Raw genomic sequence first — 21,270 nt, 5'->3', positions numbered from 1 at the left:
GTCGGCGTCATGCGGGCCCGCTGCACACTTCAGCATCTGCAGGACCCTGATCCTGGGAGGGGTGGTCATGCGCGAACCTGTTCAAACAGCCGAGGCAAGGCGGTTGAGCGGCGCCTCAATCGGACGCCGCGAACTGCTCCTGGGCACGATGAGCGGTGCAGCCTTCGCCCTGGCTTCCACCCAAACCGCATCTGCGCGGCCCGCAGTCCAGACCGGGGTCGGTCGCCAGGCCCCTGATGCGCCCGCCAGCGGCGCCGCCACGGTTTCCGCCCACCGCGTCGAAGTGCCCATGCCTCACGGCGGTGTCGCGGCGGGCCATCCCCTTGCCTCCATGGCCGGGGTCAGGATGCTGATGCAGGGCGGATCGGCGGCCGACGCCGCCGTTGCAGCCATGGCGGTCCTGAACGTCGTCGAACCCTGGGCGTCCGGCGCTGCGGGCAATGGTTTCGCCACCTGCCTGGACAAGAAGACTGGCGAGGTCACCTCGCTGGCCTTCACCGGCGCGGCGCCCGGCCTGCTGGATAATCAGGTCGATCCAGCCGAATTGGTCGCCGGACACAAGGCCGTGGTCACGCCGGGCGCCTTTGGCGGGTGGATCGAACTGGCCCGCCGATTCGGCCGTCTGCCCCTGTCCACGCTGCTGGAGCCGGCCATAGGCTATGCGCGCGACGGCCATCCGATGGACGCCTCCATCGCCGACACCATCCGCCGCCAGCAGGCGGCCCTGGCCCGTTACCCAACCACGGCGGCGATCTATCTGCCCGGCGGACAGCCGCCTGCGGCTCGCTCGCTGTTTCGTAATCTGCCCTTGGCCAACACCTTCCAGGCCCTGGCCGACGCCGAGACTGCGGCCCTGGCAACGGGCGCAGACCGCAGCACCGCCCTTCAGGCCGCCTATGACTATTTCTACAGCGGCCCTGTCGCCCGCGAGATGAGCCGCTTTTCCGAAGCAGGCGGCGGCTGGCTGCGACTGAAGGACATGCAGGACTATCGTCCCGGCTGGAGCGCGCCGGTCAGCACCAACTATCGCGGCGTCGACATCTATTGCAGCCCGGTCACCTCGCGCACCGGACTGGAGATGTGCGAGCAGTTGAACCTGCTGGAAGGCTTCGACTTCGCCAGCCTGCCGCCCGACAGCCCCCAGGCGCTTCACCTGATCGCCGAGACGATCAAGGTCGCCAAGTCCGACGTCTATCGCTACGCCGCCGATCCCGCCTCTGCCGTCGTTCCCACAGATGTCCTTATCTCCAAGGCCTTCGCAGACCAGCGGCGCCGCCTGATCAATCCGCAGGCCGCCATCGCCTATCCGACCGGCGCGGACCTGAGCACCAGCCGCCCTGCCCCGCGTCGGCGCCCCCGCGCGTCCAGCGTGCCGGGCGACACGACCAGTCTGTCGGTGATCGACAGCGATGGCAATGCGATCGCCTGCACCACCACCTTGGGCGGCGGGTTTGGAACCCTGCTGGTGATGGGTGACACCGGCCTGATCTGCAACAACGGCCTGCGGGTCGGCTCGACCGCCCCCTATCGCGATCACCCGAACTTCGTCGCGCCCGGCCGCATCCCTCTGTTGGGCAATGGTCCGGTGATCGTGAAGCAGGACGGACGGCTGCGGATGCTGTTCGGCTCGCCCGGCGGCGAGACCATCGGCCAGACCCAGTTCCAGACCCTGGTCAATGTGATCGACCGGGGCATGTCGATCCAGGAGGCTATCGAGGCGCCGCGCATCGCCCTGGATGCTGAACCCGGCTTCTACACGCCCGGCGCGGCTATCCGCCTGCAGATGGAGGCCCGTTTCCCGCTGGCGACTTTCGCAGGCCTGACGGCGATGGGACACAAGGTCGAGCCGGTCGGCCCCTATTCGATCGGCAGCATCCAGGGAATCCTGGTTTCCGCCGACGGACAGCCGATGGCCGGCGGCGACCCCCGCCGCATGGGCTATGCCGTAGGCTACTGATGCGGCGCGCCATCAGAGACGAGAGCGCACCGCGCCCTCGCCTCGCTCAGGTTCAGAAGGTCGCCTTGATGCCGACGCGGATCATGCGAGGCTCCATCGCACGGCTGTGGATACCCTCGACGCCGTCCAGCGGTTCGCCCTGCAGGCGCGAGGCGTAATAGTATTCGATGTCCTTCTTGTCGGTGTCGAAGATGTTCAGCAGATCCACGAACACCTCGAACGGCTTGGGCGTCCAGGCGGCGCGCAGATTGACCACCGTGGCCGATGAGGTGCGCAGGCTGTTGTCCTCGACCAGCGCATGCGGCCCCAGATGGCGTACTCTCACCGCCGCATTCCACGACGGGAAGATCGCTGAAACACCCAGTTCGCCGGCGTTTTCCAGGGCCCCGGGGATATAGTCTTCGCCCGGGCTGTCGGTGAAGCGGGCATGGCTCCAGGTCCAGACCCCATCGACAGCCAGCCACGATGACGGACGCCAGAAGGCGGTCAGTTCATAGCCGTAGCGGCGCGAAGCACTGGACGGCTCCACCGATCCGGCATCCCCGACATAGATCAGTTCGGAATCCACCTTCATGCGCCAGTAGTTGGCCGTGACCACCAGACCACCCCGCTCCAGCCGCACCCCGGCCTCGCTGCCATCGCCAACGACCAGACCCGGCGCGGGATCGCCGGGCGCCGTCACCCCACGCGCATCATTCGAATGGAAGCCGCGCCCCCAGTTGCCATAGAGGGCCAGACCCGGCGACACTTCGTAGTTCGCGCCCAGTTTGGGTGAAACCAGCGTCTCGCTGACCTTGCCGCTCCAGGCCTCTGGCCCCAGGGCGCGCGTTCGGAAACGGTAGGCGTCGCCCCGCGCCCCGGCGAACAGGGCCAGTCGGTCCACCGGCCTCCAGGTCGCTTCGGCATAGAGGGCGGCCGAGGCTTCATCGACCGCAAACTCCCCCTTGTTGGCGAACCGCTGGCCATCGACCGCCTGGAACAGGCCGACGCGCGCGATGTCGTCATAGCGGCCCTCGACGCCGACCACGCTGGACAGCCGGTCGCCCAGGCGGAAGTTGCGTTCCAGCCGCCCGCCATAGGTGTTCAGCTTCTCCGACTGCTCCAGTTCGTCGCCGTTGACCGGATCCTCCAAGAAGAAGGTGAAGTTGGAGATCATCGCCCATTCGTAATGTTGGGCGTAGGCGGTGGCGCGCCAGTTGTCCCCGTCCAGTCGCACCGAAAGGATCTGGCGCTGGGTGCTGCCGGTCAGGGATTTGTCGATCGCGCCATAGGCGTCCTTGACCTCATTGCCGATGGCCCGCTCCGGGATCTGCTCGGTCGGTCGCCAGGTCGCGTCATAGATGGACAGACTGGCGCGCAGCACGCCCCAGCCGGTGTCGCGGGTGTATTTTCCGTAGGCGGAGGCATGACGCAGCGCCTCGGGCAGTTCCCACGGCCCGTCATAGGTCTTGAACTCGGCGGCAGCCAGCAGATCACCGCCACCCGCCTTGATCGAGCCGCCCGCACCTATCCGTTTCCAGTCGAAACTGCCGACCTCGGCGGAAATATAGGGCGCATCGAACCGATCCACCGTCGTCAGCTGCGCGATGCCGACCAAGGCGAAATCCCCGACGTCTGCCCGATAGGGGCCTTTGCGATAGTCGATACGGCGGATCACATCCGGGATCAGGCCGCCGACATCCAGATAGCCCTGACCATGACCGTGAGTGCGGAAATTCATCGGCACGTCGTCGATGGTCAGGCTGAAATCCGTGCCGTGATCCAGATTGAAGCCGCGCAGGAAATACTGGTTGGCCTTGCCGCTGCCGGAGTGCTGGGTGGCGATCATGCCCGGCACCGCCTCAATAAGTTCGGCAGTCCGCAGGATCGGGCGGACCGACAGATCGGCCCCCGCGACCGCGCCCTCGCTCGCCGCCACCGCAATGCCGATCTTGCGCTCTCCCCGGCCATAGACAACGACATCATCGACCGTCTCCGACCGCCCCCCATCCGCCTGAGGCGCCCCTTGCGGCGCCCCCTGAGCCTGGGCCAGCGCCGATCCGGCCGATGCCAGCAACAACATATTCACCGCGACCACGGCGTAACCCGATTTCATTGATGCACCCCCGTTAAACAAACAGAGAGAAACATCGAAGCAACCTGAAGTGTCTTGTTATTTATATGTTATTTTTGTTCCGTAACGTTACACGCGAGAACGTGCTCATTACGGCACAAAACGGCCCTCCGTCACGATCCTGATCGACAAAATCCGCATCGAAAACCGGCCCGATGATGGCCAATCACCAGCCGAAGACGTAGCGTTCTCTTCTGACGTCGGCCCCGCCCCTCAACGTGCCGTGGACGGGATCGACACCTGCAGCAACAATGCCGGTGGAGACCGCATAGGGACCGACGACATTCAGTTCATGTCCGCGCGCCGCCAGGGCCGCGCGCACCTCTGGCGTCACGCGATCCTCGACCTCCAGCAGACCAGGGCGCGCGCGCTTGATGGCGAACGAACTATGGAAATGCTCCGAGTTGATGCGCGGGGCCTCGATGGCCTGCTGGATGGGCAGGCCGTGGACGAGGATGTTCAGCAGCACCACCAGAATCTGCTGATCCTGATTGTCTCCGCCCGGTGTGCCGACCGCCAGGAAGGGTTTGCCGTCCTTCAGCACGATGGTCGGCGTCAGGGTGGTGCGCGGTCGCTTTCCGCCGACCAGAACATTGGGACTGTCGGCATCCAGATCAAAGACCGACATGCGGTTGCTGAGCGGCACGCCCGTATCGCCCGCCACATAGGCGCCGCCCAGCAGCCAGCCGGAACTGGGGGTGCAGCTGAACAGATTGCCCTGCCTGTCGACCACTTCGATGGCGGTGGTGTCGGCGGTGGGCGTCGGGGTGGCGGTCAGTTCGTGGGGCGTAAAACGGGGCGGCTTTCGCGCCGGACCGCGCTGGAAGGCGTAAGGGTCGCCGATATTGTGGACGCGCGACGCCGTCTCGCCGATCTGGGCCGCGCGCGATCCGGCATAGGCCGGCGACAGCAGACCCGCCTCTGGCACCGAGGCAAACAGCGGGTCGCCGAAATAGGCGTTGCGGTCGTCAAAGGCCAGTTTGATCGCCTCCGTCACCGTATGCAGATACGGATCGGACAGGTTGGGGTATTGTTTGATGTCGCGCGCCTGCAGGATGTTCAGCGCCATCAGCAGGGCCGGCCCCTGGCTCCAGAACCCGCATTTATAGACGTCGTAGCCATAGAAGCGGGTTGTCTTGGGCTCCTCGATCCGGCCGCTGTAACCGGCCAGATCCTCATAGGACAGCAGGCCGCCATCCGCCTGAACCGAGGCCGCGATGCGACGTGCGATGTCCCCTTTGTAGAAGACGTCGCGCCCGGCGGCGATGGCCGCGTCACGCCCCAGACCGCGCGACAGGGCTTCTCGCTCCCCCGTCGCCAGCGCCCTCAGGGTGCGCGCCAGGTCGGGCTGCTTGAAGACTTCGCCGACATCCGGGATCCGGCCTTCGGGATAATAGGCGCGGCGCGATCCGGCCCAGCGGCTGCTTGACCTTTGCTGGCTGGCCAGAACGTCGCGCAGCATCCCGTACATGGGGAAACCATCGGCCAGCTCAATCGCGGGCTGAAGCACGGCCTCAAGGCTCATCGTGCCATAGCGCGCCAGCGTCAGCGCCATGGCGTCGACAACAGCGGGCACGGTTCCGCCATTCGGCCCATTGCCCGGTATGACGCCAGCCGGGCGGAAATAGTCCGGCGTCGCCGCCTTGGGCGCCGGTCCCTGACCGCTGATGACCTTAACGGTCTGATCGGACGCGGAATAGACGATGGCCGGGGCTTCTCCCCCCAGACCGAAATGCGAGATCTCCGTCACCGCAGCCGCGAACACGGCCGCTACGCCCGCATCGAAAGCATTGCCGCCCGCCTGCAGGATCCGCGTACCTGCCGCCACGGCATAGTGACGCCCCGCCGCCACGATCCCGGTCGTGCCCAGTATCTCGGGCCGCAGGGTTTCCTTGCTGACCAGGCGCGTGGGCTCCACCAGAGCCGGGTCTGTCGTGCGCACCGTTGTCTGAATCGGGGATGCAGAAGCCTGCCCGGACACAAAGGCCGCCAGGCTGGCGCCACCCAGCAGATTGCCCAGGAATCTACGGCTCACGCCGGATGAAGACCTAGCTTTCATGACATCCCCCACGTCGCTGAATGCGCCCCGCCAAGGCATCACACACCGCCTGAGCAATATCAACAAGCCCTACGATTTCATGATCTTGCATCCAAATCGTTTCAACTGATGGATGCATGCAGGGCCGTCAATTTGGACGAACAGCTCAAATAAAGGGACTCAACAGACCTCTAGGACGGCGGGTGAATGGCGGAACCCAGCCCGCCGCCTGCGACAACAAGCGCCGGCGCTGAGCATGGACACAGGCCGTGGCGATGACCAGATGGCGGCAATGCCTAGCCTAGATTACTTCCCTCTGGTCACTGACCGCCTGACCCTTAGACCGATCAGAGCCGCCGACTTCCCCGCCTACGCCGCCTATCACGGCCGCGCGGATGTCTATCGCTTCCTCTACGCGGCGCCGCCGCAGAACCAGGCGCTTGAAGCCCAGTTCATGGACGCTGCACAGCCGAAATTCGCCCAAGATGGAGACGTCTTCCGCCTAGCCGTCACATTGACGGGCAAAGACGAAATGATCGGCGAAGTTCTGCTCAAGCTAGCCAATCAATCGGCCGCTCAGGGAGAAGTCGGCTACATCTTCAACCCCGCCTGGGCCGGACCCGGTTATGCCATCGAGGCGGTAGAGGCCCTGGTGCGCGTGGGGTTTGAACAGGGCGGGCTGCATCGGATCTTCGCCCGCCTCGACGCGGCGAACGCTGGCTCAGTCGCCTTGATGCAGCGCCTCGGGTTTCGGCGCGAGGCGCACCTGATCCAGAACGATTGCTTCGACGGCGTCTGGGGCGATGAGTTCATCTACGCCCTCCTCCGATCCGAGTGGATGGCGCGTCCCGCGTAGCACATCGTCGCCTTTGAGACAGGTCTCGCCTATATAGCGCCCCTCACCTCCAACCTGGCCCCGTCATGTTCTGGACGGGAGCTTCGACTAGGACAAATCGACATTCATCCCATCCAGATTATGGCTGCGGCGATGTGGATGAAGGCGAGGCACTGGTTGGCCAGTCGGTCGAACCGCGTGGCGAAGCGCTCAGGAAGGTCCTGCCAATGCGCTCCGGACCTCAGCACCCAGAGCACGCCGTTCACGAACAGCCGGTTGTCCGAGCCCGTTCGACCCGGGTCCGACGCCTTGACCGGAAGCAAAGGCGCGATCCGGACCCACTGCGCCTCGTTCAACTCGTAACGCTTCACGCCCATCACAAATCTCCGACAAGGCGGAGACCTATGAATCACGCATCCGATCGCGCGTGAATCTGAATGTCGATTGGCCCTAGTCGCGGCTCAGGCTCATCTGGATCACATCGGTCCGGCCCGACCGGAAGCCGGCCTCGCAATAGGCGAGATAGAAGCGCCACAGACGGCGAAAGCGCTCATCGAACCCTGCATTCCTTCGGGCGATGTCGGTCCAGGCATCATCAAAGCGTCGCGCCCATTCGGCCAAGGTTTCGGCGTAGTCGCCGCCGAAACGCTCGACGCTGGTCTCGCTGAGGCCAACCTGCGCCAGCACGGGCGCCAGCCTCGCCTCAGACGGCAGGCTGCCGCCGGGAAAGACGTACTTCTGAATGAAGTCTGTGCGGGCGTCGTACTCCTCGAACAGGTCGTCCTGGATGGTGATGACCTGAAGACCCACGCGTCCGCCGGGCTTCAGAACATCGTGGACCTTTTGGAAATAGGTCAGCCAGTATTCGCGCCCGACCGCCTCGAACATCTCGATGGAGGCGACACGGTCGAACCGGCCCTGAACGTCGCGATAGTCGACCAGGCGAATGTCCGCCCGCTCGGCCAAGCCAGCCTCGAAAAGGCGGCGACGCGCGTAGTCGTGCTGTTCGCGAGAGATGGTGACCCCCGTGACCACGGCCCCGACCTCTCGCGCGGCGAATTCGGCAAAGCCACCCCAGCCGCAGCCGATCTCCAGCACGCTATGTCCCGGCTGCAGGTCCATCATCCGCGCCAGAGCGGCGTACTTGGCGCGCTGGGCGTCCAGCAACGGCTGTCCCGGCGCCTCGAAACGCGCCGAGGAATAGGTCATCGAAGGGTCCAGCCATGCGCCATAGAAGGTGTTGCCCAGGTCATAGTGGGCATGGATATTGCGGCGCGATCCACGGCGGCTGTTACGATTCAGTCGATGCCCGATCCCGTTGACCAGCTTCATCAGGGGATTGCCATCGAACAGGCGTCGAATATGGTCGTAGTTGTTGACTAAGGTCTCCAGCAAGACCGCCAGGTCAGGTGTATCCCATTCGCCGGCCATATAGCCTTCCGCAAAACCGATATCCCCGCTTTTCAACACACGGGCGGCGCAACGAGGATCACGGATCGTCAGGACGGCGGCGTGGCCCGATGTCCGGCCGGTCAACTGATGGCGGTCGCCATCCGGCAGAACGAGGGTGAGCCGTCCCCAGGTCCAGTTGCTGGACAGAAGGCGCACAAGCAGACCCAAAACCGGAGACGCAGTCCGCTTGTCGTTTCGCTCGCCATAGAAGGTGGTGGTCATGTCGTCGGGCGACCTTGTGCTTGGGGAACAGCGGATGTTCAACGCGCGAGACGGCTGTCTCGAGCCCGCCGCTGGATTGTGACTGGCTCGCAGGCCGGCGGAGGCTGGCGCGTCAGACGAACCCCCTTGAGCCAGAGCTTCAGAGCCTCCCAATGAATGGCGGCCACGACCTTGACGGTCATCAACGGCAAAGCCAACACGGTTGACAATAAGCTCCTGTCATCTAGCGGGCGACGCTCGCCAGACATGGCGGCGGTGATCAAAAGCCCCTCGGCGTCCACACCGTCGATGGTCATGTCCAGCCGGAGGCCTGGCGCGTGACCGCGAAAGACGTAATCCATCTCCATCCCCATGAAGGGCGAGACATATAGGGCCTTGGCAGCGCCCTGACGGATGAGACCCGCCGCCTGGTCTTCTTCCGCCACGGGAATGACATAGGCGTGGCGCACGCCAAAGGTGCTGGTCACCTCATAGACCATGGCCTTCAGCCGACCGTCGACCTGATGGCAGTAGTAGAGGCTGATCGGATTGAACACGTAGCCTAGCACGCGCGGCATGGTCAGCAGGCGCACCGCCCCTTTGCCGATGTCGATCCCCGCACGCCCGAGGAAGGCCTCGATCTGGGGGCGCAACGCCGCGCCGGAGCCATCGCCGTGATCTCGATCGTGAAAGGACAGCAGGTTGAAACGGTTGCGCGAGAACCAGCGCAGGCTGCGGTCCAGTTCGTCGATCTCCGCCAGATCCAGCAGCAGCCAGAAGACGCGATAGTGCAACCGATGCGCCCTTGGCCGCAGCCGCCGATGCATGACGTCTCCGCGATAGAGGGCGGAGGCCTGGGTCACGCCGCCCTCTCCAGGACAGCGGCCGGGGCCGACGACAGATGGATGCGGCCGCTCTCGTTCTCGACCGACCAGGGACGTCGCACGCCGCCCAGTTGCTCGGCCACGGCGAGACCAGACTGCAGGCCATCCTCATGAAAGCCCGCGCCGAAGTGGGCTCCGCAGAACCAGACTCCGCCCTGCCCCTGCAGGCTCCACAGCTGCTTTTGCGCCTGAAGGGCGACCGGGTTGAAGATGGGATGATCATAGAGCTCGCTGCGCAGCAGGGTGTCGGGCCTGGGCGGACGCGGCGGGTTCAGGGTGACGAACAGGTCCTGCCCTGGCAGGCCCTGAAGCTTGTTCATCCAGTAGGTGACGCACAGGCCGTCGTCAGCGCCGATATAGTTCCAACTGGCCCAGGCGCGGCGGCGACGCGGCATCAGGCCAGCGTCGGTGTGCAAAACGGTCAGGTTGCGGCTATAGCGGAAGGTGCCCAGCACCTCCTTTTCCTGCGCGGTCGGCTCGTCCAGCATGGCCAGGGCCTGATCGGCATGGGCGCCGATGACGACGTGGTCGAAGCGCTCGACGCCGCTCTGGCTGTCGTGGATCATGACGCCCTGGTCTGTGCGCCGCACCGCCGTCACGCCGTGGTTCAGCCGTACGTCGTCAATGGCCCGGGCCAGCCGTTCGACATAGGTCCGACTTCCACCCTCAACCGTCCGCCACAGCGGTCGGCCGATCAGCTTGAGCAGGCCGTGGTTGCCGCAGAAGCGGATGAAGGCCTCTGCCGGATAGTCCAGCAGCGTGTGGGCTGGCGAGGACCAGATCGCCGCCGCCATCGGCAGCAGATGGTCGTCACGGAAGGCCGCGCTGAAGCCTTCGCGCTTCAGATAGTCGCCCAGCGTCAGGTTGGGGTCGCTCAACCCGCCCAGATCAATCGGTGCCTCACGATAGAAGCGCAGGATCTCGCCCAGCATGGACCAGAAGCGCGGCCGCAGAACGTTGCGGCGCTGGGCGAACAGACCGGGGGCGGCGTATTCAAATCGTCCGTCGTCCAGCGACACGGCGAAGGACATGTCGGTCGCGCGGGCCGGAACGCCCAGGTGCTCGAACAGTGCGATCAGATTGGGATAGGTGGCGTCGTTGAAGCAGATGAAGCCGGTGTCGACGGCGACATCTCCGGTCGCCGTCCCTGCTGTCACCGTATGGGAATGCCCGCCCAGACGATCCGCCTTCTCGTAGAGCGTCACCCGGTGGCGCTGCGACAGCAACCAGGCCGACGACAGAGCGGCCACGCCCGATCCGACCACGGCGATCTTGAGCGGGCCATCGGAAGGACGAGCGGACGAATGCGACATGACGGCTCCGAAACGCGCCCGCGCAATCGCTGCAGGCCTGATCGGATTACGCAGCGGCGTCGCAATCGGATTGCGAATGATCCAGACATTTTGCCGAAGCGTATTAGGCTGCATGCATGTCGAGGCCGCCTCTTTCAAATCGTCTGACAGGACCCGGCGCCGCATGAGCGCGGGCGGGCCCTCGCCGGACGCCTTTGCGCATGACCGCCTGATCGAGGCGGTGGCGTTGCGGCGGGATCGCGAAGCCTTCGCTCAACTGTTCAGCCATTATGCGCCGCGCCTGAAGGCCTGGCTGATCAATTCAGGCGCGTCCCCTGCCGCCGCAGAGGACTTCGCCCAAGACGCCATGCTGACGGTCTGGCGCAAGGCGGACCTGTTCGACGCGCGCAAGGCCCGGGCCGCGACCTGGATCTTCACCATAGCCCGCAACCGCCGGCTCGACATGCTGCGCCGCGACGCCCGTCCCCTGCCGACGCCCGAAATCGAGCTGGCCGAGACCGAAGTGCAGCAACCGGACGACATCCTGTCCGCTTCACAGGACGCCAAACGCATTCGCGACGCCCTGTCGCGCCTCAAGCCCGATCAGGTCGAGGTTCTGCGCCTCGCCTTCTTCCTGGACAGCCCTCATTCCGAAATCGCTCGGCGGCTCGACCTGCCTCTGGGCACCGTCAAATCCCGCATCCGCAACGCCATGATCAAACTTCGCATCATACTCGAACCATCCGAGGGGGCGCCCCGATGAACCCAAAGCACAACCCGTCTGAAGAGCGACTGCTCGCCTATGCCGCCGGATCGCTCAGCCCGCCCGAGGCCGTGGTCGTCGCCGCGCATCTGGCCCTGCGCCCCACCAATGACGCCTGGGTTCGCCGCCTTCAGGCCGTCGGGGGTGAGTTTCTGGAAGAGGTCGCGCCGGTCGCCCTGTCCGCCGACTCCCTGACCCGCACCCTGGCGCTGATCGAAACCGATGCCGGTGAAGCCAGGTCAACGGCGCCGCTCAACGACATGCCCGAACTGCCCGAGCCGCTACGGCGCTACGCCCTCGGGCCCTGGCGCTGGATCGGCCCCGGCATCCGCGCCCGCGACGTCCACGCCCCGCGCGACGGCGCCTGCCGGGTCATCCTGCTGAAGATAGATCCCGGTCGCGAGACGCCGCGTCATACCCATGGCGGGGTCGAACTGACCTGCGTCCTGTCCGGCGCCTACGCCACCGAGACCGAACGCTTCGACGTCGGCGATCTGGAGGAAGCCGACCACGACGTGCTGCACCAGCCGCGCGTGGTGTCGGACATTCCCTGCCTCTGCGTCGTCGCCCTGGATGGAGAAATCCAGCTCGACGGCTGGCTGGGGCGGCTGATGCAGCCGTTCGTGCGTCTGTGATCGCTCTGCTGCCGCTCTGGTTTGCGGCGGCGCTGTTTCTCGTTCTGGTCATGAGCGCGGCCTGGGCGGTTCAGCGCCGCACCGGCCAAGGCGGATGGGCCGACGCCTTCTGGTCCTTCGGCCTCGGCATGGCTGGCGTCGGCGTCGCCCTCTTTCCTCTTGGCGGCGTGGCGCCCTCAGACCGCCAATGGCTGATCGCCGGCCTGATCGGGCTCTGGGGCCTGCGGCTGGGCCTGCATATCGCACGTCGCGCCGTCGGCGAAACTGAGGACGCGCGCTACGCCCGGCTGCGCACCGAATGGGGCGACAGCTTCCAGGCCCGGATGTTCGGCTTCCTGATGCTTCAGTCCGGGGCCGCCGCCTTCCTGGCGCTCAGCGTGCTGCTGGCGGCGCGCAACCCGATGGCCGGGCTGACTCTGCAAGATGGTCTCGCGACCCTGATCTTCCTGTCCGCCCTGCTGGGCGAAGGCGTCGCCGACCGTCAACTGACCGCCTTCAAGGCTGATCCCGCCCATCGAGGCCGCGTCTGCGACACCGGCCTCTGGGCCTGGTCACGGCACCCTAACTATTTCTTCGAGTGGCTGGGCTGGTGCGCCTGGCCGGTGTTCGCCATCAACGTCAGCGGCGCCTGGCCCTGGAGCTGGCTGGCGCTGACGGGACCTGCCTACACTTATTGGCTGCTGAACCATGTGTCGGGCGTCCCCCTGCTAGAAGCCCACATGCGCCGCTCGCGGCCCAACGCCTTCGCCGCCTACGCCGCCCGCACCAGCCGCTTCTTCCTTCGCCCGCCCCATCGCTAATCAGGCTTAAACGAGGCGCGGCGCTTAAGGCTGGTTCGATCTCCGAACCTATTCGGTCTGTGAGCAAAACAACCTTGCAGCACCTGCGAATTAGTCGCATGTGAAGCGGCCATTGTAACCGGCGGTTTGGGGGATGGCCGACTTGCCAGCCTCGAACGTCTTGAAAGACCTGTTCCGCCTGCGCCGTGCGGGTCTGGTCGAATATGCCTGCGCCGTCACCCGTGACCGCGCCGCCGCGGAGGATGTGGTTCAGGACGCCTGGGTGCGGCTGCATGGATCCGACGCCTTCGCCGCCGCCGATCAGCCAGAGGCCTTTCTGTATCGGACCGTGCGCAATCTGGCGCTGGACCGGATGCGGCGCACGCGGTTTGAGCGGCTTCATTTCACCGATCACGACGCCGCCGACCTGCGTGCGCAGGCTGACGAACCTACGCCAGAGGCCGCCGCCGCATCACGCGAGGCGCTGCGTAAGACCCTGACGGCCATGCAAGCCCTGCCCCAGCGAATGCAGATCGCCGTGCAGATGCATCGGATCGAAGGGGCGCGGCTGAAGGACATCGCCGAACGTCTGGGCGTGTCGGTGACGGTCGCGCATGAACTGGTCGCGGAAGGGGTCGAACGCTGCCGCGACGCCCTGCGCCGCAGGGGCTGACGCGGACATGCAGCGGGTTTCCGAAAAACCACGACGCCCATGCGTCTATTCGTCAAGAAGCGCCGCCGCCCCGGTCGCGCAGGCCGCCTCGGCTGCAGGAATGGTTCCATGAGCCTGAACGACTCATTGCGCGAGATTGCCGACCGCCAGGCGGCCGACTGGCTGATCCGTCTGCGCGAGACCGAGGACGAGGCCGTGTTCGAAAGCTTCGAGGCCTGGGTCTGCGCCGCGCCCGAGAACGCCGCCGCCTGGAGCGAAATCGCGCAAACCTCGCACGCCATCGCCGCTGCTGCGGCCGTTCCATCCGCACGACGTCCTGTGCATGTCCGTATTCGCCAAGCCGCGCCCGCCCGCCGCGGCAGACGTCTGGCCGCCGCCCTCGCCGCCTGCGCTGCGGCCCTGTTCGCCGTAGTGGCCGCGCCTGATGCCGTGCTGCGGTTGCGATCCGACTATGCGACTGGCGCACAGGAGCTTCGCACAGTGCGCCTGGAAGACGGCAGCACCGTAACGCTGGCGCCGCGCAGCGCCGTCTCGGTGCGTTACCAAGCCGAGCAGCGCCATATCGACCTGTTGAAAGGGGACGCCTATTTCGAGGTGGCGCGCAATCCCGACCGCCCCTTCAGCGTGACCTCCAGACGCATCGAGACCACCGTGCTGGGCACGGGCTTCGAAGTCCGCTCGGCAGAGGCTCTGGTTGGGGTTCGCCATGGCCGAGTGAAGGTTGAGACCACCGCTCTCAAGGGCAACTCGCGCATCCTGACAGCGGGTGAAATAGCCCGCGCCGACAAGACCGGCGCCCTGCAACTGCTGGGGACCGATCCCGACAATGTCGCCGCCTGGACCCAGAAGCGTCTGATCGTCGAGGCCGAGCCTGTCAGCACGGTCGTGGACGCCCTGCGGCCCTGGTACGGCGGCGTCATCCTGACCAAGGGCGCGCGGCTGGAGACGGCGCGCGTGACGGGGGTTTACGACCTGGGCGATCCGGTCGGCGCCCTGATCGCCGTGTCACGGGCCAATGGCGCGACCGTCCAGCGGATTTCGCCCTGGGTGATGATAATTTCCTTCGACTAAGCCGTCGCTTGGCCAGCGAGTCGAAAAAACTTCCGAAACACCGCCGCCCCCGTTCGTCTCCTCATGCGACGAGCAATGCAGTTGCGTTGCATTTGCAATAATGTCGGACCACCGACAATGGAGCGTAAGGCGTGTTGATTTCTCTGGCGGTGAAGCAGCGTGAACGACAGGCGGGGGCCCTTGGCGGTTTGCTGATGGCGACGACGGCCCTGGCGGGTCTGACCACCGCCTTCCCCGCAGCGGCCCAGTCCACCGCCACGGTGACCGCCCGCGACTTCTCCATTCCGGCCCAACCTCTGGGCGCCGCCCTGACCGCCTTCGGCCGCCAGTCGGGTCTTCAGGTCAGCGTCGACGCCGCGGCCATTCGCGGCGTCCAGTCGCCCGGCGCATCGGGCCATGCCGCACCGATGCAGGCGCTGGGCCGACTGTTGAACGGCACCGGTTTCACCTATCGACTGGACGGCGATCTGGTGACGCTGGAGCGTGCGCCTGACGCGGCCGACGGGGCCATCATGCTGGGCGCCGTTCGGGTTCAGGGCGCAGTCAACGAACCGGGACTGGCAGGTCTGTCGGCCGGCAGCGGCCCTGCCCCGGCCGACGCCCCATACCGCACGGCGGGCTCCAGCGCCTACATCTCGCAGGAGGCCATCCAGCGGAACCGGGGCATTTCGACCGGCGACTTCCTGAGCGGAACACCGGGCGTCATCAACAGCGACAACCGCAACTCCGGCGCCCTGGATGTGAACATCCGGGGGATGCAGGGCATGGACCGCGTGCCGGTCGTAATCGACGGATCGCTGCAGCAGTCGACCGTCTATCGCGGCTATTCCGGCGTGGCGGGCCGCACCTATCTGGACCCTGATCTCGTCGGCTCGGTCACCATCGAGAAGGGGCCCAGCGCCTCGGCCGACGGGGTCGGCGCGACCGGCGGCGTGGTCCGTGTCGAAACCATCGGCGTCAATGATCTGGTCGCGCCCAACGGCGTGTTCGGCGCCCAGGTGCGCGTCGGCCTGACCGGCAACACCGTCGCGCCCCCCGCTCCTGGAACCCTGGGCGCGGGCAAGGGCACGGCTGAACGCTTCAACCGCCCCGGCGCCCTGAATTTCAACGACGGCCAAAGCCTGAGCATCGCGCTGGGCCGCCGCTTCGATCGGTTCGATCTGGTCGCCGCCTACACCCACCGCGAAGTCGGCAACTACTTCTCGGGCGAAAGCGGCCTGATCCCCAACGCCTATGGCGTCCAGCGCTACGATCATGGCGAGGAGGTGCTGTCCAGTTCCCAGAAGAACACCTCGTATCTGTTGCGCGCCGTCATTCGCCCGACCGACGAGCAGGCGCTGGACCTGTCCTACATGCGCTATGAGAGCGACTTCGGCGAAACCATGCCGTCGCAGATCATCCGCTACGGCGGGCCGCTTCAGTCGCCGTTGAGCCGCACAGAGGTCGACACCTGGACCGGCCGCTATCGCTACAAGCCCGCAGGCAGCCGCCTGATCGACCTGAAGGCCGACGCCTGGTCCACCGCCAACTACACCAGCATCGAGACCCTGTATCGCTACGTGATGTGGGACGGTTCGCTGTCGATCCAGGACGTGGCCTATATGAGCCAGTCGGACCGCTGGGGCCTGAACCTGTCCAACACCTCTGGCTTCGACACGCCGGTCGGGCCGCTGGCGATGAACTATGGCGCCTCCTACACCCACGAGCGGATTTCGCCGCCCAAGGGATGGAAGGACTACAAGGACAACTCCAACTATCCGGCCTTCCTGGAGCCCCGCGACGGCGAGCGCGACGAATACAGCGCCTTTGTCGCGGGCGAGTTGAAGCCCAACGAATGGCTGACCCTGAACGCAGCCCTGCGCTACACCGACACTCAGTCCCGCGACTATAATCTGGTCGATGTCACGGCGGGATCCAACTCGAACCGCGTGACGGGCTACAATCGGTCCAAAAGCTCGGGCGTGTCGCCGATCCTGTCGCTGCTGGTCGAGCCGACGCCGGGGCTTCAGTTCTATGTCCGCTACGCCGAGGCCATCCGCGCGCCCAGCCTGTTTGAATCCACCACCGGCTTCTCCTTCTACCCGGACCCGCGCAAGCCCGTGCGGCCCGAGCGCGCCAAGAACACGGAATTGGGCGTCAACTATCAGCGGGATTCCGTCTTCATGGGTAGCGACGTGCTGCAGACCAAGTTCGCGGTCTTCTCCAACCACGTGGACGACTATCTGACGCGCGGCGAGAGCGACGGCCTGACCTCGGTCGTCAACATCGGCCGGGCCGAGTTCCAGGGCGTCGAACTGAACGCCCGCTATGACGTGGGCCGTTTCTTCGCCGAGGCGGGTGGAACCCTCTATACGCACACCCAGTTCTGCGACACCGACAAGGTCTGCCGCGAAGGCAATACGATCAACAGCTACATCCCGGCGCATATTCCGCCCAAGCGGTCGCTGGCCGTCACCCTGGGCGCGCGGCTGCTGGACGAAGACCTGACGCTGGGTGCGCGTTACCGCCACGTCGGCGGGCGCGACACCTCGGTCGTCACCTACGGCGGATCGATGGCAGTGCTGGACTGGACGCCCTACGATCTGGTCGACCTGTGGGGGGCGTACCGGATCAACGACAGCATCAGCCTGGACTTCGCCGTCGATAACGTCACCGACCGTTACTACATGGATGCGCTGACCATGGGGCTGATGCCCTCGCCGGGCCGCACCTTCCGTCTGAACCTGACCAGCAGGTTCGGCGGGCCGCGTCAGGCGAACTCGCTAGCCCAGCGGACTCGTTCGGTCGAGAGCGTGCTGGATCAGGGCGTGGTCTTCGGCGACTTTGACGGCGACTGGTCGGGTCTGCGCGTCGGCCTGCTGGCAGGACACGAATGGCTGAAGAGCCGGGGCCAGACCAGCTTCCTCGACGGTTCGACCGGGCCGGTCCCCGCCAGCGAGTCCGCAGATGTCACCGCTCGCGACGCCCGTCTGGGCCTGATGGCCGGCTATGACTGGCAGGTCGCGGACCGCTGGGTCGTGGGCGTTCAGGGTGAAGGCTCGTGGGGAAGCGCCAAGGCGAACCAGGATGCGGTTTCCAGCGAGCTTCGCATCCTGCGCGAACCCGACGGCACGCCGCTGTTCCCCGACGACATCCGCATGCAGGCGCGCACCCTCTACAGCTTCGACTGGAACGCCGCCCTGCGCGCACGCGTCGGCTACACCTTCGGCCGCGCCATGATCTACGGCGCAGGCGGCCCGGCTTGGGCCAGGGAAAGCCAGACCCGTCTGCAGTATGTGGACAAAAACCGGCCCGAAAACCTCAGCTCCCAGTTCCCCTACGGCTCCAGCAGCGGCATCGGCTTCTCGGAGAAGACGTCCAAGATCCGCAAAGGCTGGACGCTGGGCGGCGGCGCCGAACTGGCGCTGGACAACCACTGGACCGTGCGCGCCGAGTATTTCTACACCCACTTCGGCAAGCAGGACTTCAACTTTGATCAGGCGCGCGCGGGCGTGGGCCGCAGCTACGTTGACCGCATTGTCACCGGTTACGACCCCAATGGCGAGTTCTGCTTCGACATCGGTGAAGACCAGCCGCTGTGCATCCCGATGGAGATACCGATCTATCAGGATACGCCGGTCACCGGCACCTACGACATGATTTCGGGCCGTCGCGCCCGAAACGACGCCGAACTGCACACCCTGCGCGTCGGCCTGACCTACCGCTTCTGAGACATGACCATGACCGACACCCAAACGCCGCCGACGGTCCGTTCGCGCGCCAAGGACCTGAAGGCTCAGACCCACGGAACCCACGACCGTCTGGACAAGGCGATCATGGCCGGAAACCCGTTCGGCGACCGCGACCGCTACGGCCTGTTCCTCAAGGTCCAGCAGCCGTTCCACCGCGACATCGACGCCCTGTACGATGATCCGCGCCTGATCGCCCTTCTGCCCGATCTGGGCGAGCGCCGCCGTCTGTCCCAGATCGAACAGGACATCGCCGATCTGGGTCAGACTGTCCCCGCCGCGACCCAGGCGCCGCGCTTCGCCGCCGACGAACAGGCCGATCTGGCGACGGCGCTGGGCTGGCTCTATGTCGCCGAAGGCTCCAACCTGGGCGCCGCCTTCCTGTTCAAGATGGCGCTGAAGCTGGGCCTGTCGGAAGACTTCGGCGCGCGGCATCTGGCCGGACACCCGGACGGCCGCGCCGCACATTGGCGACAGTTCACCTCGGCGTTGGACGCCATTGAACTGGATGTGGATCAGGAAATGGCCATGGTCGCAGGCGCCAACGCCGCTTTTGGCCGCGTCCATGCGCTGGTTCAGGAGGCGTTCCGCTGATCGCCCCGCCCGCGCGACCCTGAACGCCAAAGCCGCCTTTCCCCTTAGTACAGACCCCGCCCCGGCGGGGTCTTCGCCACAGGTCCAGCCATGACCCGCCTTACTCATCTCGCCGTACTGACGGCGGCCTCCCTGTTGTCCGCCGCACCCGCCCTGGGCCAGGAAACCGCCTTGAACGTCGCCGTGGCCCTGCCTGGCCACGACCTGACGCCTTGGGGCATGTTCATGGCGGCGGACGGGGTAGTGAAGACGGTCATCCTGGGGCTGGCCCTGGCCTCGGTCGCGACCTGGACCGTGCTGGTCGCCAAATCGTTGGAGCTGAAGAACCGCACCCACGCCCAACGCGCCGCCTTCGAGGCCGTCGACGCCGCCCGCACCCTGAACGAAGCCGCCGCCGACGAACGCGCTGCTCGGTCCCCCCTGATGCAGGCCGCCCTTGCCGAACTGGCCCTGTCGTCCAACGCCCTGAACGACGGCGAAGGCCTGAAGGAGCGCGTGGCCTCGCGTTTCAACCGCATCGAGGCGGCGCTGGGCCGCCGCATGGTGCGCGGCACAGGCGCCCTGGCCACCATCGGCGCCACCGCCCCTTTCGTCGGCCTGTTCGGCACCGTCTGGGGCATCATGAACAGTTTCATCGGCATTGCTGCGTCCCAGACGACCAACCTGGCTGTCGTCGCGCCCGGCATCGCCGAGGCCCTGCTGGCCACCGCCATCGGCCTGGTCGCGGCCATCCCCGCGGTGGTGATCTATAATCATTTCGCCCGCCAGACCGCCGTTTACCGCGCCCTGGTCGGCGACACTTCGGCGGCCATTCTGCGTCTGATCTCACGCGACCTGTCGCGCGGCGTCCGGGGCTAAGCTCATGGGGTTCAAGCTGTCCCACGACGATGACGCCGACCTGACGGAATCGCACGAGATCAACGTCACCCCCTTCATCGATGTCATGCTGGTGCTGCTGATCATCTTCATGGTCGCGGCCCCTCTGGCCACGGTGGATGTCAAGGTGGACCTGCCCGCCTCGACCGCCATACCGACGCCGCGCCCGGACAAGCCGCTGTTCGTCACAGTCAAAGCTGACGGCGCCGTCGCCATCGACAATGAGGTCGTCAGCGAGGACCAACTTGGCCCGCGCCTCGACGCCCGCACAGGCGCAGACCGTGACCAGCGCCTGTTCCTTCGCGCCGACAAGACCGTCGAATACGACCGGCTGATGCAGACGCTGAACCGCCTGCGCGACGCGGGCTATCTAAAGGTGGCCCTGGTCGGTCTGGAGACAGGGCCCGCGTCGTGATCCTGATCGACGAAGACAACAGGTCCGAGCGACGGCGCTGGCTGAGTTCTCTGGTCGGGGTTCTGGCCCTGCACGCGGCGCCCCTGATCGTCGCCGCCTGGTGGCTGGGGCCGGTGCTGTCGCCGCTGCCGCCCGAACCTGCAATCCTGATCGACATGGCCCCGCCCGCCGCGCCGCCGACGCCGCCTTCGGAACAGCCCCCGGGTCCGCGCCAGCAGAAGGCCGAGGCCCCGCGCCCTGTCGTGCGCCAGTCGGCACAGCCCGTCCCGACCGCCGTCCAGCCCGACGTCGCCTTGCCGGACCGCCAGCCCGAACCGCCGCAGCGCCCTGCCCCGGCCGCCGCACCCGCAGTTCAGACCACCGCCCCGCCCTCGCGGCCCAGCCCTCTGGCGCCCAGCGCATCGAATGGCACGCCCGATTGGCGCGGTCAGGTTCTTGCGCGACTGGATCAGGCCAAACGCTACCCCGCCGCCGCCCAGATCCGCCGCCAACAGGGCGTGCCCTACATCCGCATCACCATGGATCGTCAAGGCCGCGTCCTGAACACCCGGCTGGAACGCAGCTCAGGCGTCCCCGCGCTGGATCAGGAAGCCCTGACGATCCCCCGCCGCGCCCAACCCTTGCCAGCCCCGCCGGCCGAAATGCCGGGTGATGTCATCGAACTGGTGACGCCGATCGAGTTCTTCATCACGCGATAGGGTGATTGCCCGTGGCGAGATGGCTGGACGCTACGCACTTTGTGACCGAAGAGCGAAAACGGATCGGCGGATTAGTCCCGATGCGACAACGTCAAACACCTCAACCATCGCGCCACACGTCACCCAGACACCACATGACGTCCATATCCTGTCTGGGGCCGCGACTTTTATGCGCCGATTCCGTTGAAAAAGGCGGCTGTTGAGATCGCGGCCAGTAACAGGCACAGCGGTTCTATCCCGCCTTACGCGATCACCGGCGTGGGTGA

17 protein-coding genes and 1 pseudogene are annotated in these 21,270 nt (G+C 66.0%); 12 read left to right on the top strand and 6 right to left on the bottom strand.

Features of this window, described 5'->3' with window-relative positions:
• Nucleotides 1-103 precede the first annotated feature (103 nt).
• Nucleotides 104-1,957, top strand: coding sequence for a gamma-glutamyltransferase family protein (locus JKF87_RS14410; RefSeq protein ID WP_201100587.1), 1,854 nt, complete (start codon nt 104-106; stop codon nt 1,955-1,957).
• Nucleotides 1,958-2,009: 52 nt separating this feature from the next.
• Here JKF87_RS14410 and JKF87_RS14405 read toward each other — a convergent pair whose 3' ends face one another.
• Together JKF87_RS14405 and JKF87_RS14400 are read right to left on the bottom strand one after the other, a co-directional pair.
• Nucleotides 2,010-4,052 carry a TonB-dependent receptor gene (locus JKF87_RS14405; RefSeq protein WP_201100586.1) on the bottom strand — a complete coding sequence of 681 codons (2,043 nt, stop codon included), beginning with the start codon at nt 4,050-4,052 and terminating at the stop codon, nt 2,010-2,012.
• 184 nt (nt 4,053-4,236) lie between these two features.
• Nucleotides 4,237-6,105, bottom strand: a complete 1,869-nt coding sequence (locus tag JKF87_RS14400; RefSeq protein ID WP_201100585.1) for a gamma-glutamyltransferase family protein — start codon at nt 6,103-6,105, stop codon at nt 4,237-4,239.
• 295 nt (nt 6,106-6,400) lie between these two features.
• On the opposite strand from JKF87_RS14400, the gene JKF87_RS14395 reads away from it, so the two are divergent.
• On the top strand, nt 6,401-6,964 hold the full coding sequence (locus tag JKF87_RS14395; RefSeq protein ID WP_201100584.1) for a GNAT family N-acetyltransferase: 564 nt from the start codon (nt 6,401-6,403) through the stop codon (nt 6,962-6,964).
• Nucleotides 6,965-7,146: 182 nt separating this feature from the next.
• Here the strand turns inward: JKF87_RS14395 and JKF87_RS14390 are convergent.
• From JKF87_RS14390 to JKF87_RS14375, 4 genes and pseudogenes are all read right to left on the bottom strand, one after another.
• Nucleotides 7,147-7,320, bottom strand: a pseudogene (locus JKF87_RS14390) (transposase); the annotation flags it as partial.
• Nucleotides 7,321-7,393: 73 nt separating this feature from the next.
• Nucleotides 7,394-8,617, bottom strand: coding sequence for an SAM-dependent methyltransferase (locus tag JKF87_RS14385; protein ID WP_201100583.1), 1,224 nt, complete (start codon nt 8,615-8,617; stop codon nt 7,394-7,396).
• A 38-nt stretch (nt 8,618-8,655) separates the two neighbouring features.
• The gene (locus tag JKF87_RS14380; protein ID WP_201100582.1) at nt 8,656-9,459 is read right to left on the bottom strand and encodes a DUF1365 domain-containing protein; all 804 of its coding nucleotides are present in this window, start codon (nt 9,457-9,459) and stop codon (nt 8,656-8,658) included.
• Nucleotides 9,456-10,793 (bottom strand): NAD(P)/FAD-dependent oxidoreductase, encoded by a 1,338-nt coding sequence (locus JKF87_RS14375; RefSeq protein WP_201100581.1) that lies wholly within the window; start codon nt 10,791-10,793, stop codon nt 9,456-9,458. The genes JKF87_RS14380 and JKF87_RS14375 overlap by 4 nt, the downstream gene beginning before the upstream one ends.
• Nucleotides 10,794-10,956: 163 nt before the next feature.
• Here JKF87_RS14375 and JKF87_RS14370 point away from each other — a divergent pair, with 163 nt between their 5' ends.
• The 10 genes from JKF87_RS14370 to JKF87_RS14325 all read left to right on the top strand — a co-directional run bounded on the left by JKF87_RS14370 (nt 10,957) and on the right by JKF87_RS14325 (nt 21,004).
• On the top strand, nt 10,957-11,535 hold the full coding sequence (locus JKF87_RS14370) for a sigma-70 family RNA polymerase sigma factor (protein WP_236261404.1): 579 nt from the start codon (nt 10,957-10,959) through the stop codon (nt 11,533-11,535).
• On the top strand, nt 11,532-12,170 hold the full coding sequence (gene chrR / locus JKF87_RS14365) for a cadmium/peroxide/UV radiation responsive anti-sigma factor ChrR (RefSeq protein WP_201100579.1): 639 nt from the start codon (nt 11,532-11,534) through the stop codon (nt 12,168-12,170). The genes JKF87_RS14370 and chrR overlap by 4 nt, the downstream gene beginning before the upstream one ends.
• Nucleotides 12,167-12,970, top strand: a complete 804-nt coding sequence (locus tag JKF87_RS14360) for a DUF1295 domain-containing protein (RefSeq protein ID WP_307418168.1) — start codon at nt 12,167-12,169, stop codon at nt 12,968-12,970. Before chrR ends, JKF87_RS14360 begins: the two co-directional genes overlap by 4 nt.
• A gap of 133 nt (nt 12,971-13,103) precedes the next feature.
• Nucleotides 13,104-13,622, top strand: a complete 519-nt coding sequence (locus JKF87_RS14355) for a sigma-70 family RNA polymerase sigma factor (RefSeq protein ID WP_201100578.1) — start codon at nt 13,104-13,106, stop codon at nt 13,620-13,622.
• Between the two features lie 108 nt (nt 13,623-13,730).
• Nucleotides 13,731-14,693, top strand: a complete 963-nt coding sequence (locus JKF87_RS14350; protein WP_201100577.1) for a FecR family protein — start codon at nt 13,731-13,733, stop codon at nt 14,691-14,693.
• A 131-nt stretch (nt 14,694-14,824) separates the two neighbouring features.
• Nucleotides 14,825-18,403, top strand: coding sequence for a TonB-dependent receptor domain-containing protein (locus JKF87_RS14345; protein WP_201100576.1), 3,579 nt, complete (start codon nt 14,825-14,827; stop codon nt 18,401-18,403).
• Between the two features lie 9 nt (nt 18,404-18,412).
• Nucleotides 18,413-19,015 carry a biliverdin-producing heme oxygenase gene (locus JKF87_RS14340; protein WP_201100575.1) on the top strand — a complete coding sequence of 201 codons (603 nt, stop codon included), beginning with the start codon at nt 18,413-18,415 and terminating at the stop codon, nt 19,013-19,015.
• A gap of 90 nt (nt 19,016-19,105) precedes the next feature.
• Nucleotides 19,106-19,873 (top strand): tonB-system energizer ExbB, encoded by a 768-nt coding sequence (gene exbB, locus JKF87_RS14335; RefSeq protein ID WP_201100574.1) that lies wholly within the window; start codon nt 19,106-19,108, stop codon nt 19,871-19,873.
• Nucleotides 19,874-19,877: 4 nt separating this feature from the next.
• The gene (gene exbD, locus JKF87_RS14330; protein ID WP_201100573.1) at nt 19,878-20,306 is read left to right on the top strand and encodes a TonB system transport protein ExbD; all 429 of its coding nucleotides are present in this window, start codon (nt 19,878-19,880) and stop codon (nt 20,304-20,306) included.
• Complete coding sequence (locus JKF87_RS14325; RefSeq protein ID WP_201100572.1) at nt 20,303-21,004, top strand: energy transducer TonB family protein; 702 nt, start codon at nt 20,303-20,305, stop codon at nt 21,002-21,004. The genes exbD and JKF87_RS14325 overlap by 4 nt, the downstream gene beginning before the upstream one ends.
• The last annotated feature ends 266 nt before the right edge of the window (nt 21,005-21,270 follow it).

The organism is Brevundimonas nasdae (assembly GCF_016654005.1).
GTDB classification, from domain to species: domain Bacteria; phylum Pseudomonadota; class Alphaproteobacteria; order Caulobacterales; family Caulobacteraceae; genus Brevundimonas; species Brevundimonas nasdae.
Note: the sequence above shows the minus strand (reverse complement) of the source record. Positions and strands in the feature narration are given on the sequence as shown.

What these genes read in the sequence shown, in the direction of transcription:
- JKF87_RS14405 (WP_201100586.1), bottom strand. Translation starts at nt 4,052, where the DNA reads ATGAAATCGGGTTACGCCGTGGTCGCGGTGAATATGTTGTTGCTGGCA.
- chrR (WP_201100579.1), top strand. Translation starts at nt 11,532, where the DNA reads ATGAACCCAAAGCACAACCCGTCTGAAGAGCGACTGCTCGCCTATGCC.
- JKF87_RS14350 (WP_201100577.1), top strand. Translation starts at nt 13,731, where the DNA reads ATGAGCCTGAACGACTCATTGCGCGAGATTGCCGACCGCCAGGCGGCC.
- exbB (WP_201100574.1), top strand. Translation starts at nt 19,106, where the DNA reads ATGACCCGCCTTACTCATCTCGCCGTACTGACGGCGGCCTCCCTGTTG.
- JKF87_RS14385 (WP_201100583.1), bottom strand. Translation starts at nt 8,617, where the DNA reads ATGACCACCACCTTCTATGGCGAGCGAAACGACAAGCGGACTGCGTCT.
- JKF87_RS14370 (WP_236261404.1), top strand. Translation starts at nt 10,957, where the DNA reads ATGAGCGCGGGCGGGCCCTCGCCGGACGCCTTTGCGCATGACCGCCTG.
- exbD (WP_201100573.1), top strand. Translation starts at nt 19,878, where the DNA reads ATGGGGTTCAAGCTGTCCCACGACGATGACGCCGACCTGACGGAATCG.
- JKF87_RS14355 (WP_201100578.1), top strand. Translation starts at nt 13,104, where the DNA reads ATGGCCGACTTGCCAGCCTCGAACGTCTTGAAAGACCTGTTCCGCCTG.
- JKF87_RS14340 (WP_201100575.1), top strand. Translation starts at nt 18,413, where the DNA reads ATGACCGACACCCAAACGCCGCCGACGGTCCGTTCGCGCGCCAAGGAC.
- JKF87_RS14375 (WP_201100581.1), bottom strand. Translation starts at nt 10,793, where the DNA reads ATGTCGCATTCGTCCGCTCGTCCTTCCGATGGCCCGCTCAAGATCGCC.
- JKF87_RS14395 (WP_201100584.1), top strand. Translation starts at nt 6,401, where the DNA reads ATGCCTAGCCTAGATTACTTCCCTCTGGTCACTGACCGCCTGACCCTT.